Annotated in this window: 13 protein-coding genes; 8 read left to right on the top strand and 5 right to left on the bottom strand. The window is 69.0% G+C overall.

All coding sequences use genetic code 11. The features are described 5' to 3' along the window. Positions 1-35: 35 nt before the first annotated feature. On the bottom strand, positions 36-1,316 hold the full coding sequence (locus tag ABZ348_RS04120) for a ThiF family adenylyltransferase (RefSeq protein ID WP_358929106.1): 1,281 nt from the start codon (positions 1,314-1,316) through the stop codon (positions 36-38). Positions 1,317-1,574: 258 nt separating this feature from the next. On the opposite strand from ABZ348_RS04120, the gene ABZ348_RS04115 reads away from it, so the two are divergent. The 4 genes from ABZ348_RS04115 (at position 1,575) to ABZ348_RS04100 (ending at position 5,478) form a co-directional block, all read left to right on the top strand. Further along, positions 1,575-2,198, top strand: coding sequence for a M48 family metallopeptidase (locus tag ABZ348_RS04115; protein ID WP_358929104.1), 624 nt, complete (start codon positions 1,575-1,577; stop codon positions 2,196-2,198). A 206-nt stretch (positions 2,199-2,404) separates the two neighbouring features. After that, positions 2,405-4,024, top strand: a complete 1,620-nt coding sequence (locus tag ABZ348_RS04110) for a TerD family protein (protein WP_358929102.1) — start codon at positions 2,405-2,407, stop codon at positions 4,022-4,024. A gap of 13 nt (positions 4,025-4,037) precedes the next feature. After that, the gene (locus ABZ348_RS04105) at positions 4,038-4,718 is read left to right on the top strand and encodes an AIM24 family protein (protein WP_358929100.1); all 681 of its coding nucleotides are present in this window, start codon (positions 4,038-4,040) and stop codon (positions 4,716-4,718) included. Between the two features lie 19 nt (positions 4,719-4,737). Continuing rightward, positions 4,738-5,478 (top strand): AIM24 family protein, encoded by a 741-nt coding sequence (locus ABZ348_RS04100; protein ID WP_358929098.1) that lies wholly within the window; start codon positions 4,738-4,740, stop codon positions 5,476-5,478. A gap of 141 nt (positions 5,479-5,619) precedes the next feature. Here the strand turns inward: ABZ348_RS04100 and ABZ348_RS04095 are convergent, their stop codons facing one another. After that, the gene (locus ABZ348_RS04095; protein ID WP_358929096.1) at positions 5,620-6,144 is read right to left on the bottom strand and encodes an NUDIX hydrolase; all 525 of its coding nucleotides are present in this window, start codon (positions 6,142-6,144) and stop codon (positions 5,620-5,622) included. After that, positions 6,141-7,649, bottom strand: coding sequence for a zinc-dependent metalloprotease (locus ABZ348_RS04090; RefSeq protein ID WP_358929094.1), 1,509 nt, complete (start codon positions 7,647-7,649; stop codon positions 6,141-6,143). Before ABZ348_RS04090 ends, ABZ348_RS04095 begins: the two co-directional genes overlap by 4 nt. Before the next feature lie 192 nt (positions 7,650-7,841). Here ABZ348_RS04090 and ABZ348_RS04085 point away from each other — a divergent pair, with 192 nt between their 5' ends. Then, positions 7,842-8,969 carry an SDR family oxidoreductase gene (locus ABZ348_RS04085; RefSeq protein WP_358929092.1) on the top strand — a complete coding sequence of 376 codons (1,128 nt, stop codon included), beginning with the start codon at positions 7,842-7,844 and terminating at the stop codon, positions 8,967-8,969. An 87-nt stretch (positions 8,970-9,056) separates the two neighbouring features. Then, a complete protein-coding gene (locus ABZ348_RS04080) occupies positions 9,057-9,515 on the top strand; it encodes a molybdenum cofactor biosynthesis protein MoaE (protein WP_358929091.1) in 459 nt (152 codons plus the stop codon). A gap of 8 nt (positions 9,516-9,523) precedes the next feature. Here ABZ348_RS04080 and ABZ348_RS04075 read toward each other — a convergent pair whose 3' ends face one another. After that, a complete protein-coding gene (locus ABZ348_RS04075; RefSeq protein ID WP_358929089.1) occupies positions 9,524-9,808 on the bottom strand; it encodes a hypothetical protein in 285 nt (94 codons plus the stop codon). Positions 9,809-9,995: 187 nt separating this feature from the next. Between ABZ348_RS04075 and ABZ348_RS04070 the strand changes: the two genes are divergently transcribed. Both ABZ348_RS04070 and ABZ348_RS04065 read left to right on the top strand, forming a co-directional pair. Next, complete coding sequence (locus tag ABZ348_RS04070; protein ID WP_358929087.1) at positions 9,996-10,169, top strand: hypothetical protein; 174 nt, start codon at positions 9,996-9,998, stop codon at positions 10,167-10,169. A gap of 116 nt (positions 10,170-10,285) precedes the next feature. Next, positions 10,286-11,377, top strand: coding sequence for a PDZ domain-containing protein (locus ABZ348_RS04065; RefSeq protein ID WP_358929085.1), 1,092 nt, complete (start codon positions 10,286-10,288; stop codon positions 11,375-11,377). 255 nt (positions 11,378-11,632) lie between these two features. Here ABZ348_RS04065 and ABZ348_RS04060 read toward each other — a convergent pair whose 3' ends face one another. Next, positions 11,633-12,301 carry a PPA1309 family protein gene (locus ABZ348_RS04060; RefSeq protein ID WP_358929083.1) on the bottom strand — a complete coding sequence of 223 codons (669 nt, stop codon included), beginning with the start codon at positions 12,299-12,301 and terminating at the stop codon, positions 11,633-11,635. Positions 12,302-12,361 lie beyond the last annotated feature (60 nt).

Here is a 12,361-nt window from a genome sequence, read left to right as displayed (position 1 = left end):
CCCTCCAAAACCCAGACAGTTGCGCCGCGTGCGTCCTACGGCCCTGACTCCGTTGACTGCGGATGGTTCATTGTCTCGTGACTCGACCGTGAGCCCGAGGTTTCGGCCCCCTCACTTTTCCCGGAGGCACCGCAGCCACACGCCTGGTGCGCCCTGAGGTTCTCCGACCGCCAGCTCAGCGCCGGCTGGGCAACCTCCCAGCGTGCGCCGATGCTCAGGGGCAGGCTTCCGTCGAGGAACGACAGCGTGTGCGCCGCTGCCAGCCCTGCCACCGTGGCGGCGAGAGAGATGTCACACGAGGGCACTGCGTTCCTTCGGCTCCCGGAGCGCCACTGGGCGAGCAGCCTTGGCCATCCCGGGTCGCGGTCGGCCCTGCACCGTTCCCAGCAGCCGGCGCAGGGAGACCCGCCGGGCAGGACCAGCGGACCCACGAAACCCGTTGCCTCGACCACTCCCGCGTAGAGGTGGGGTGTGCCGGTGGTGATCCAGTGCTCGGCCCGGGCCGGATCGGGTGCGTATGCGGAAAGACCGTCACGAGGGCAGACCACGACCAGTGACACCGCGGGCTCCGAGCAACTCAATGCAGGGGCCTCGTCTTCTGCGGGGGAGGGAGTACATGGGGCGACGCCCTTCCTCCCCTTTCTGATTGCCGTGGGTTCGCGGGGAGGGTTCGGAGCTCGCCCGGACTGGCCGCGGGTGCGACCTCCGGCCCGGGGCGGTGGGTGTGGCGCACAATCGCGTACCAGCCGGTGGGCCGCGACATCGCGCCGTTCGCCCACGGTCCCTGAAGGCAGTCCGCCGGGGGCGGTGTCCCACGGTTCGACGCATCCGCCGTCGAGCGTGTCGACCCGCCCCACCCCGGCCGCGGACAGCAGTGCTGCCACGGCTGCGCCCACCCGTCCGGCACCACGGACCTGTACCCGCATCGCGTGGCGGGCTGCCAGCTGGCTCATCGCAGCGCCCGGTTCGGGGTGGACCACCGAGAGCGACGCCAGGTCGGGCCTGAGACGGTGCAGTCGTTCGGGTTTGGTGCGCAACGCGTCGGCGCCGGGTCCGCCGGCGGTCGGATCGTCGAGCAGCCCTGCCGCGGTGAGGTGGTCGACCAAGGCGTCCGTCTGCCCCTCGGGGAGTCCCATCGCGCGGGCCTCCTTGCGTAAGAGCGCCAGCCCACGGGTTCCGTCGAGTAACTGGAGGAGGCTCCCGGTCGCCGTGTCCATCGGCCCGACCACCACCGCGTGGGCGGGTGTCACACCGAACTGGACGGTCTGTCGCTCGCGCCATGCCCGCCGCAGCGCGGGCTTCACCATCGGATGCATAACAACTCCCCCTCGAAGATGTCGAGCACATCGAACATGCATGGGGCATGGATGTGTCTTTGAGCGCGGCGGGACCGTGCCCGGTCCCGTCTGATCGCGTGTCGGACTGATCTCAGAATGCAGGGCGGGGAGGAAGCGGGGAAAAAGTTATCCACAGGGCGGTGTATTAGTCGTAAGAATGGTGCGGTCATCGGGGGGATCACACAGAACCGATCCGGGGGTGGGACTTACCCCGGCGCCAGCGGGTAACGTCGAGACGTGTCCGTCGATCCGTCCTCCCGCGCCACAGGGGAGACCCCCGCACGCCCGTCGGGGAGTCAACCGCGCGAGTTGGTCGTACGCCCGCCCCGAGGGGTGGCGGCGAGCGCGGTCGAGGTCCGCAGGAGCGCCCGTCGCAGCAGGACCGTGTCCGCGTACCGCGAGGGCGATCGGACCGTCGTACTGATCCCGGCCCGGATGTCGGAGGCCGAGGAACAGCGCTGGGTCGGTGTCATGCTCGACAAGCTGGCCGCCCAGGAGAGCAAGCGAATGCTCGGCGACAGCGACTTGACCGAGCGGGCGGAGCGCCTGTCCGCGCAGTACTTCGACGGGCGGGCGTCACCCAGTTCGGTGCGGTGGGTGACCAACCAGAACACCCGCTGGGGCTCCTGCACGCCGGCGGAGGGCAGCATTCGACTGTCGCACCGGCTTCAGGGGATGCCCGAGTACGTCGTCGACTACGTACTCCTCCACGAACTGGCGCATCTGCTGGTGCCCGGGCACGGCGCCCGCTTCTGGCAACTCCTTGAGGCGTACCCACGTACCGAGCGGGCCCGAGGGTATTTGGAAGGGGTCATCGCCGCTGACCGATTGCCGCAGCCTTCTGCCACCGACGGGGAATGATCACTGGTCGCCCTGGCGAATCGCAGGAGCGCGCGAGGGTTCTCGGCGGCGATCCCACTGTCCCTGGAAACCATCACCGCGTGTTCTCCCTTGAACCGTGCGTACCGAATCTGTCCCAACACATGCCCGGGCTTGGCTGAATGTCACATGCGGCTTAGCCTGGCGCGACGCATTCGTATTTCTGGGATGGGGGACGGTCGTTACGCATGGCCAGGGAATTCCAACGCGGCCACAAGGCCAAGATCAGTGATCTCACGCCGGGAACGGATCTGTACGTAGGTGTGCAGATCGCGGCTCCTGGTCTGACGTTCGACATCAGCTGTTTTGGCCTCGACGCCAATGAACAGCTCTCGGACGACCGGTACTTCATCTTCTTCAACCAGCCGAAATCGCCGGAGGAGTCCATTCAGCAGCTCGGTGCCCAGGCGGGTGACACCGAGTCGTTCCGAGTCACTCTGGACCGGATACCTGCGAACATCCACAAGCTCTCCTTCACCGCCACCATCGACGGCGACGGGCAGATGTCCCAGGTCGGCCCCGGCTACATCCGGATCGTCGCCGGCGGGGAAGAGGTGGTTCGCTACCCCTTCACCGGCTCGGAATTCACCACGGAACGCGCGGTGATGCTGGGTGACTTCTATCTGAAGGACGTATGGCGCTTCGCCGCCATCGGCCAGGGCTTCGACGGCGGGCTGGACGCGCTCCTGCGCAACTTCGGCGGCGAGGTCGCCGACGACCAGCCGGCAGCGCCGACACCGCCGGCCGCGCCCGGATTCACTGCACCGGCGCAGCCCGCTCCGGCGCCGTCGTTCGGTGCTCCCGCGGCGGCCCAGGCACCGCCTCCTCCACCGGCTCCCTCGTTCGGTGCTCCACCCATGTCCGCCCCGACGCCTCCTCCGGCGCCCCAGCCGTATGCCACACCTGCTGCCGCACCGGTGGCGCCGCCCCAGGCGTTCGCTCCCGGACAGCCGGCTCAGCAGCCACCCCAGGGCCAGGTTCCGGGGCAGTTCCCCGGGCAGAGCGCTGCTCCCGTGGCGCCCTCCCCCTACGGCCAGCCCGCGGCGCCCTCGCCGTACGGTCAACCGGCGGCTGCGCCCTACGGCCAGCCCGCACCCGCGCCGTTCGGCCAGCACGCAGCCGCACCCCAGGCGATGCCGCAGTCGGGCCCCGGCCTGCAAGCCGCGCTCCAGCCGTACCGGGAGACCGCCACCGGCCTGCGCTGGACTCCGCAGAACCAGAACCTGATGCGGGTCGAACTCGCGCTGGGCGGCGGAGGCGTGCTCGCACGCCAAGGCAGCATGGTGATGTATCAGGGCAAGGTGGACTTCAGTCATAAGGGCGCCGGATTCATCGGTCGCAAACTGGGCGACGCCACCGGCCAGGAGATGCAGCTGATGCGCTGCTCCGGCCGTGGTCAGGTCTTCCTCGCCGAAGAGGCCGCCCATCTGCACCCCATCGAGCTCCAGGGCGACGGCATCTGCGTCTCCGCCGAGAACGTCCTGGCCTTCGACGAGGACCTCCAGTACGAGATCCGTCGGATCGAGGGGCACGGCATCCCCGGCGGCGCGCTGTTCACGATGCACTTCAGCGGCACCGGCACCGTCGTGGTCAAGACGCAGGGAATCCCCGTCGTCCTGCCGGTCACCCCGGCCACCTATGCGGACTCCAATGCCGTCGTGGCCTGGTCGTCCGCCGCACAGGTGATCATCACCAGCCAGGTCCGACTCCGCCGCAACGCCTACCCGGGCCACAGCGGCGAGACGGTCAACCTCCAGTTCCGGGGCGCCCCCGGCAACTTCATCGTCGTCCAGCCCTACGAGGTCTGAGGGAGCCCGAAGAATGAACCAGCAACTCGCGGGCTTTGCCCCCACCCCGGTCACCGCCCGGATGGAGAACCACGGCCGGACCATGCTCAAGGTCGCCATGGCCACCGGCCAGGACCTCTTCGCCCGCACGGGCTCCATGGTCTCGTACGAGGGCTTCATCCAGTACGAGCCGAACCCGCCGGCAGCCCGTCAGGCCGCCGCCCAGTGGGCGACGGGCGAGGGCGCGCCCATCATGAAGTGCTCCGGTGACGGACTGCTCTACCTCGCCGACTACGGTGCGGACGTTTTGGTGATCAACCTCAACAACGAGTCCATCTCCGTCAACGGCACCAACGTCCTCGCCTTCGACGCCCACCTCCAGTGGGGCGTCGAAAAGGTCAAGGGGCTGGCGAAGCTCGCCGGTCAGGGCCTGTGGAACGTGGAGATCGCGGGCACCGGCTGGGTCGCCGTCACCTCGCGCGGTGTCCCCATCGTCGTCGACTGCGGACGTGGAGACGACGAAACCTACGTCGACCCCGACGCCCTCGTCGCCTGGTCGCCCAACCTCAAGGTGAAGGGCAAGCGGAGCTTCAAGGCTTCCTCCCTCATCGGACGGGGCAGCGGCGAAGCCTTCCAGATGGCCTTCTCGGGCCAGGGCATCGTCGTCGTACAACCGAACGAGGACAGCACCGACCGTCTGCGCATTCGGGGCTGAGGGGAAACGGGAACACACCATGCAGAGTCCACTCTTCAACCACGCGGACCAGCAGTCCCAGGAGCGCTACGCACTCCAGAATCCCCAACTGCTGCGGGTCGCGCTCACCGGACACGACGACATCCTCGCCCGCAAGGGCGCGATGGTCGCCTACCAGGGAGCCATCGACTTCGACGGCGAGTACCAGTCCACCAGCCAGCGCCGTGCCAGCGCCCGCACGGGCGAGGGACTCGATCTGATGCGCTGCTCCGGCCAGGGCACCATCTACTTCGCGAACCTCGCCCAGTACGTCCACCTCCTGGACGTCGACCAGGAGGGGCTGACCGTCGACAGCGCCTACGTGTTGGCGCTGGACTCGGCCCTGCACACCGAGGTCATCGCGGTGGACAGCCAGTACGGGATCTCCGGTTCGGGGAAGTACCAGCTCAACATCACCGGGCGCGGCAAGGTCGCCCTGATGACCTCGGGCCAGCCGTTGATGATGCAGGTCACGCCCGAGAAGTACGTCAGCGTGGACGCCGACGCGGTGGTCGCCTGGTCGACACAGCTACGGGTCCAGATGCAGGCGCAGACCCACTCGTCGAGCGTCGTCAGAAGGCGGGGCAACACGGGTGAGGGCTGGGAACTGAGCTTCACCGGAAACGGGTACGCCCTGGTACAGCCCAGTGAGGTCATGCCGCCGCAGAACGCCCAGATCGGTGAGGGGCTGCGGGGCCAGTTCGGCAACAGTGGCCAGAACCAGAACAACGCCTGGAACTAGCAGGGACTCCTCCCGCCGCGGGACCGTCAGGTCCCCGCCAGGGGCGGAGTAGCAGGGTGATGTCCGTCACCACGGACTTGGGGGTGGGCGGTCTCGTCGAGACCGCCCACCCTTGTGTCGTGCCACCGCCCACACCCATGGCTACAGAACAGCCCGGGTCCGCTCCAAGAGACGGACGACCGACTCGTCCGCCACGTCCGCGACCTCGTCATAGGCATACCAACGGAGGTCCAAGGACTCCTCGCTGATCTCGACGACCGCTCCCTGTGGCGCGAGTGCCGCGAACTGCACATCGAGATGCCAGTTGCAGGGCGACGGGATCGGATGCCGGTCGAGTCGGACCGGCTCACCTGACCGCAGCAACGTCAGACCGTCGATGCCTGACTCCTCGGTCGCCTCCCGCAGTGCGGCCCGCGCGAGCGTCACATCCCCGGGCTCACAGTGGCCACCCATCTGGAGCCACATGCCCAGCTTCCTGTGCAAGGTCAGCAGAACCCGCTGCCGCCCCGGATCGATGACCAGTGCACTCGCCGTCACATGACCCGCGGAGCATGACTTCCACATGCCGTCCGGGTGGGCCGACAGATGGTCCAGATACGCCTGCTGCAGCTCCTGCTGCTCCCCGTAGCCCTTCAGAACCGCTACGGCGTCGTCGTGCAGGCTCACCGACCCGGGCCGCCCTGATCGTCGGACGCATCGCCCGAGGGGCCGTCGGTGGGGCCGTCGCCTTGCTGTTCGCCCTGCGAGCCCCGGGTATCCCCCTCGCTCTCGGTGCCCGAGCCGCCGGCACCGCCGCGAGAGGCGGCCTCGCCGAGCATCTTGTCCAGCTCGGAGAAGTCCATCTGCTCGCGGTGGACGAAACCATCGGGGTCATCCAGATCCGTGGCCGTGGGCAGCATGTCTGGGTGCTCCCACAGAGCGTCCCGCCCGTCCATTCCGCGGGCGTCGGTGAGGGAGGCCCACAACCGCGAGGCGTCCCGCAGCCGGCGAGGACGCAATTGGAGGCCGATCAACGTGGCGAAGGTCTGCTCGGCCGGGCCGCCCGAGGCACGGCGCCTGCGCAAGGTCTCGCGCAAGGCTCCGGCCGAGGTCAGCCGGGTCGCCGCCGCCTCGTGCACCACCGCGTCCACCCAGCCCTCGACCAGCGCGAGCGCCGTTTCCAGTCGGGCCAGCGCCGCCTTCTGCTGCGGTGTGTCCTCCGGCTGGAACATGCCCTGCTGGAGAGCCTCCTGCAACTGCTCGGGATGGGTCGGGTCGAACTGCCCGACGACGTCCTCCAGCTTCGACGTATCGACCTTGATTCCGCGCGCATACCCCTCGACCGCGCCGAAGAGGTGCGAGCGCAACCAGGGCACATGGGCGAACAGCCGCTGGTGAGCCGCCTCGCGCAGGGCCAGGTAGAGGCGCACCTCGTCCTTGGGCACGCCGAGGTCCTTGCCGAGCGCCGCAACGTTCAGCGGCAGGAGGGCGGCCTTCCCCGCAGGGCCCAGCGGCAGCCCGATGTCCGTCGAGCCGACCACCTCGCCCGCCAGCACGCCCACGGCCTGACCGATCTGCTGGCCGAACATGGCTCCGCCCATGGAGCGCATCATGCCGAGCAGTGGGCCGGCCATGGCCTGCATCTCCTCGGGCAGCACGTCGCCCATGGCCACACCGACCCGCTCGGCGACCGGGTCGACCAACTGCTGCCAGGCGGGCAGCGTCGCCTCGACCCACTCGGCGCGACTCCACGCCACCGCGGTACTCGCCCCGGACGGGAGGGACGTCGCACCGTCCAGCCAGACGTCGGCGAGCCGCAGCGCCTCGTCGACCGCGGTGCGGTCGCCCGGGCTCACGCTCTCGTCCTTGGTGCCGTCCGACGTGCCCTGGGAGACCGTCTGCCGGGCGATCTGCTTGGCCATGTCCCAGTTCACCGGGCCGCCCTCGTAGCTCAGCATCTGGCCCAGCTGCTGGAAGGCGGCGCCCAGGTCATTGGGGTTGAGCGAACCGAACATGGCGGCGAAGGGATTGTCGGCACCCCCGTCCCCGCCTCCGAAGCCGAATCCGAAGGGGTTGGCAGGTGAAGGGCCGCCGGCGCCGTGGCCACCGCCGGTGGGATCGCCCTTCTTGCCCTTGTCGCCGTCGTCCGGCTCCTCCGGCGGAAGGCCGAATCCGAATGGGGTGTCACTCACGGGTTTCCTCGGCTCGTAGGGCCGCCGGCTCCGGGCCGGCGGCGAATGCCCAGTGTTCACCACCCAGCGTAGACATCCGGGCCCGCCAATGGGCTCGGTGCTTCACTGACTCGTGGCCTGCGGCAGGATGGACGCCACCTGTACGTACGTGTCATTCGCTTACGTACTGAAGACAACCGCTGGAGACACCTGGTGAGTTCCCCAGATCCGCAGGTTCGCGGAGCGCGAAACCGCTCAACCCCGACCCCGGGCGAGGGGCCGTCGGGCCGTGGTCCCGTCGTCGCGATCACTGGTGCCGCAACCGGCATCGGTGATCTGCTCGCCCGACGGCTGGCCGCGTCCGACGAGGTCAAGCAGGTCATTGCCATCGACGAGCGTCGAGGCGAGGTCGCCGAGGCGCAGTGGCACATCCTGGACGTCCGGGACCCGGCCATCGCGGAGAAGCTGCGCGGGGCCGACGTCGTCGTGCACCTGGCACTCGACCTCGACCTGGAGACCGATGCGGCGGCCCGTACCGCGTACAACGTACGCGGTACGCAGACCGTCCTGACGGCCGCCGCTGCGGCTGGCGTGCACCGGGTCGTCCTGTGCACGTCGGCCATGGTGTACGGGGCGCTCCCGGACAATGACATTCCGTTGTCGGAGGACGCCGAACTGCGCGCCACCGCCGAGGCGACGGGCGTCGGTGATCTCCTGGAGATCGAACGACTCGGCCGGCGCGCACCCCGAGCCCACCCCGGGCTCAATGTGACGGTGGTCAGGCCCACGGTGCTGGTCGGCGGCACGGACACGGCGCTGACCCGTTACTTCGAGTCCCCCCGCCTCCTCGTGGTCGCCGGATCACGCCCCGCCTGGCAGTTCTGCCATGTCGAGGACCTGGTGAGCGCGCTGGAGTACGCGGCCCTGGAGAAGGTCGAGGGTGAACTCGCCGTCGGCTGCGACGGCTGGCTGGAACAGGACGACGTCGAGGAGCTCAGCGGCATCCGCCGGATGGAGCTGCCGTCGGCCGTCGCCCTGGGCGCCGCTGCCAGGCTGCACCGCATCGGACTGACCCCCTCACCGGCCGGTGACCTCGCGTACACGATGCATCCGTGGGTGGTCAGCGTGAGCCGCCTCCACGACGCCGGCTGGCGGCCGCAGTGGACCAACGAGGAGGTGCTCTCCGCCCTCCTCGACGAAGTGGAGGGCCGTCACACCGTGGCCGGGCGCCGCCTCGGCCGCAAGGACGCGACCGCCGCGGGAGCAGCGGGGGCGACGGTCGCCCTGCTGGGTACGGCTGCGCTCGTGCGTCGCGCCCGCAAGGCACGGCGACGGCTGTAACGCCCCCCTGGCCGGCTGGCGGTCGAGCGTTGGCAGCGATGAGCTGCGGTTTCCTCCGTTGTCGGTGGCGTGGGGCACGATGAGTCCATGGCCACTACGTACGACCACCCTGGTGAGCGGGCGGCGGAAGACCCCGTCCGGCTCATCGCGGTCCGTGACACCCCGCTCTCCCTCGACGAGGTCTTCACTGCCGTCAGCGATGGCGCGGCGGGCGGCACGGCGCTGTTCGTCGGCACCGTGCGCGACCACGACGGCGGCGCGGACGTGGCGGGGCTGGGCTACTCCTCCCACCCCTCGGCCGAGGCCGAGATCACACGGGTCGCGGAGAAGGTGGCCGCGGAGTTCCCGGTGCGGGCGATAGCCGCCGTGCACCGGGTGGGCGACCTGCGGATCGGGGATCTCGCGGTGGTCGTCGCGGTCTCGTGCGCCCACCGGGCCGAAGCCTTCGCCGCCTGCCGCAAACTCATCGACGACCTCAAGCGCGACGTCCCCATCTGGAAACACCAGACCTTCACCAACGGCACAGAAGAATGGGTGGGCGCGTAGCGCCTCGCTCAAGGGGTGGTGGTCGGGCGACGGGTGGGAGGGTGGGCGCGTAGCGCCTCCCTCAGGGGGTGGTGGTCGGGCGACGGGTGGGCGCGTAGCGCCTCGCTGAGGGGGTGGCGCTCTGCGCCCGATGGCTTCTTGTACGCCTTGAGGCGTAGGAGGTTGGGCCTTTCGGTGTACGTCGGTGCCCCCGCGGGTCCCGTACCGTTGAGGTGCTGGGAGCGGTAGGTGGCGTCGTCCTTCGTGTGACGTCCTGGGTCGCACCCGGTCGGCAGCGGTGTGGCGGACGGCATGGCAGACCGGAAGGTCTTGCATCCATGACGGCGTTTCGCGGTGACATGGGGGAAGATCGCAACTGAAACCCCTACGGCACCCAAGCGCCCCGATTTGCGTAACCGCCCCCCTGCCACGAGCGTTGAACGTGCAGATGGCTAATCTGCTGATCACTCGGTTGTTTGCTCATGGGGTAGGGAGGCCGCGATGGCAGCACTCGCCTGGTTGTTGATTCCGCTTTTCGCTGTTGTCGGTGCTGCGATATGGGGCGGCTGGGCCTCCCGGAACCGCACCACCGGAGACGTTGCCGAACTGGCCGGCTACGCGCGCTTCCGAGACGCGATGGAGAAGGCTGACTCCGGCGGTGGCCGCACCTCGTAGCTGCACCTTCCCGCCGAGGCGGTGCATCCGGGGTCCGTGGTGAGGGGCCTGGCGACCGGTCCCGGACGGAGCGGCCCCGACAGTGCAGTTATGGGCGTGTCCCGTACTGTCGTTCCATGCCACGCCGCACTGCGACGATGCTCGCGTCGACCCTCCTCTTCATTGCGCTGCTCTGCGCAGGGGTGCTCCTTCCCGTCCCGTACTCGGAGATGTCGCCCGGCCCGACGGTCAACACCCTGGGGGATGCGCGCGGCGAGCCCGTGCTGGAGATCAAGGGGCGGAAGACCTACCCGACGACCGGTCATCTCAATATGACGACGGTCCGGGTCACGGGCGCGGACTACCGCATGAACATCGTGGAGACCGTCTACGGCTGGCTGGCTCACGACAATGTCGTCGTACCTCACGACACCCTCTATCCGGACGGCAAGACGGAGGAGGAGTCCACGCAGGAGAACGCCGAGGAGTTCACCCAGTCGCAGGAGAGCGCGAAGGTCGCTGCGCTGAAGCAGTTGAAGATTCCCGTGGAGACCCGCGTCCTCGTCGCGTCCGTGCGCAAGGATTCTCCGGCAGAGGGCCGGCTGCACGCCGGTGATCTGATCCGTGCCGTGGACGGCAAGGCCGTCAAGGAGCCGGGCGACGTCGCCAAGCTCGTCACCCAGCGCAAGCCCGGTGACCGGGTCGTCTTCACGATCGTGCCCGCGAAGGAGGCGGCGGCCGCGGAGAAGGCGGGCAAGGAGCCGACCGTCACGCGCAAGATCACGGTCACGACGGTGCCCGCCCCGGGCCAGGCCGACCGTGCGATCGTCGGCATCGAGGCCGGCACCGACCACACGTTTCCCTTCACCATCGACATCAACCTCGCCGATGTCGGAGGGCCCAGCGCAGGGTTGATGTTCGCCCTGGGCATCGTCGACAAACTGACTCCGGAGAATCTGACCGGAGGGAAGTTCGTAGCGGGTACGGGCACGATCGACGACGACGGGAAAGTCGGCCCGATCGGCGGAATCGAGATGAAGCTGGTCGGTGCGCGGCAGGCCGGTGCCGAGTTCTTTCTGACCCCGAGCGACAACTGCGCTACCGCCGTATCGGACATTCCGGATGGATTGACCCTGGTGAAGGTGAAGACCATGGCCGATGCGACCCAGTCCCTGGAGAAGATCAAGACCGGGAAGACCTCGGACCTGCCCCGCTGCTCGGTCGGCTGAATCCTCGGCTGAGTTCTGGATGAGTTCGGTGCCCCGCTCTGCTCGGGCCCGAGCCACTCCGCCCGGGTTTGCCCGGCGGACTGCCCTCCCCGGCCCGAGAGTCCTGCCGCCCGGACGGGTGCGGGTGTCCAGGGCGTACGAACCGGGTGATCGGCTGACGCCCGGCCGGACTCGCCCGCCCCGGGGGGTACGGCGAGGACCGGCCGACGGTGCGTCACCACGCCGCGCGGGAACCTCGGCCCCCGCGCAGGATGGCTAAGCCTCGAAGGTCGCCGAGAGCGCCTCCGCCAGTCCGGGCACCAGATCCGAACCGGTCAGGACTTCGGTCGGTGAGTCCTTCTCCCGCAGACGCAGCGCCGACTCACGGGTCCCGTCGCGCAGGACGGCCACCGTCATCCGCACTTCCTGGCGGTCCGGGTGAGCGGCCACCCATTCTGCGAGTGACGCGTCGTCGAGCCCCTTCGGGACCGCGGCCTCGGCCGACGACGGAAGCATTTGACGCTCCACCGTCAAGGCACAGCCCGCCACCGCGTCCGGCCACGCGATTGTGGCGAGGAACTCGTCCAGCGGCTTGCCCGCCGGGATCTCGTCCTGCTCGACCGGTGTCAGCGGCGCCGCCGCCTCGTCCCCGTCGAGCCCCAGTTGCGCGGCCAGGCCGGGTTCCTGGGTGCGGAGCCGTGTCGTGTCGACGAGCGCGAACAGTCGCGCAGGCTGATCCCAGCCAAGGCCCGATGCGTATTCGTCGATCTCCAGCACGGCTCGGGTCAACGGGCTGGCCGCGATCGGCCCGGAAGGAGCACCCGTTGAGCCGCTGGAAGCGGCCCCACCAGGTGTGTTGGTGCTCTTGGCGGCTCCGGATGCGGACCCTGACGACGATGAGCCGGCGGGCGGATCGGAGGGGGCGGAAGAAGAAACATTGGACATGCGCAATATCCTGCCTCCTTCTGGGCCCGGGATGGGAACTAGGTAAAGCCTCAGTAAGTT

The organism is Streptomyces sp. NPDC005963 (assembly GCF_040638655.1).
Classification (GTDB): Bacteria; Actinomycetota; Actinomycetes; order Streptomycetales; family Streptomycetaceae; genus Streptomyces.
This window is presented reverse-complemented; position numbering and strand designations above follow the sequence as displayed.

Coding starts and splice junctions, on each gene's coding strand:
- ABZ348_RS04060 (WP_358929083.1), bottom strand. CDS start 12,301: ATGTCCAATGTTTCTTCTTCCGCCCCCTCCGATCCGCCCGCCGGCTCA.
- ABZ348_RS04100 (WP_358929098.1), top strand. CDS start 4,738: ATGCAGAGTCCACTCTTCAACCACGCGGACCAGCAGTCCCAGGAGCGC.
- ABZ348_RS04120 (WP_358929106.1), bottom strand. CDS start 1,316: ATGCATCCGATGGTGAAGCCCGCGCTGCGGCGGGCATGGCGCGAGCGA.
- ABZ348_RS04105 (WP_358929100.1), top strand. CDS start 4,038: ATGAACCAGCAACTCGCGGGCTTTGCCCCCACCCCGGTCACCGCCCGG.
- ABZ348_RS04110 (WP_358929102.1), top strand. CDS start 2,405: ATGGCCAGGGAATTCCAACGCGGCCACAAGGCCAAGATCAGTGATCTC.
- ABZ348_RS04070 (WP_358929087.1), top strand. CDS start 9,996: ATGGCAGCACTCGCCTGGTTGTTGATTCCGCTTTTCGCTGTTGTCGGT.
- ABZ348_RS04075 (WP_358929089.1), bottom strand. CDS start 9,808: ATGCCGTCCGCCACACCGCTGCCGACCGGGTGCGACCCAGGACGTCAC.
- ABZ348_RS04065 (WP_358929085.1), top strand. CDS start 10,286: ATGCCACGCCGCACTGCGACGATGCTCGCGTCGACCCTCCTCTTCATT.
- ABZ348_RS04080 (WP_358929091.1), top strand. CDS start 9,057: ATGGCCACTACGTACGACCACCCTGGTGAGCGGGCGGCGGAAGACCCC.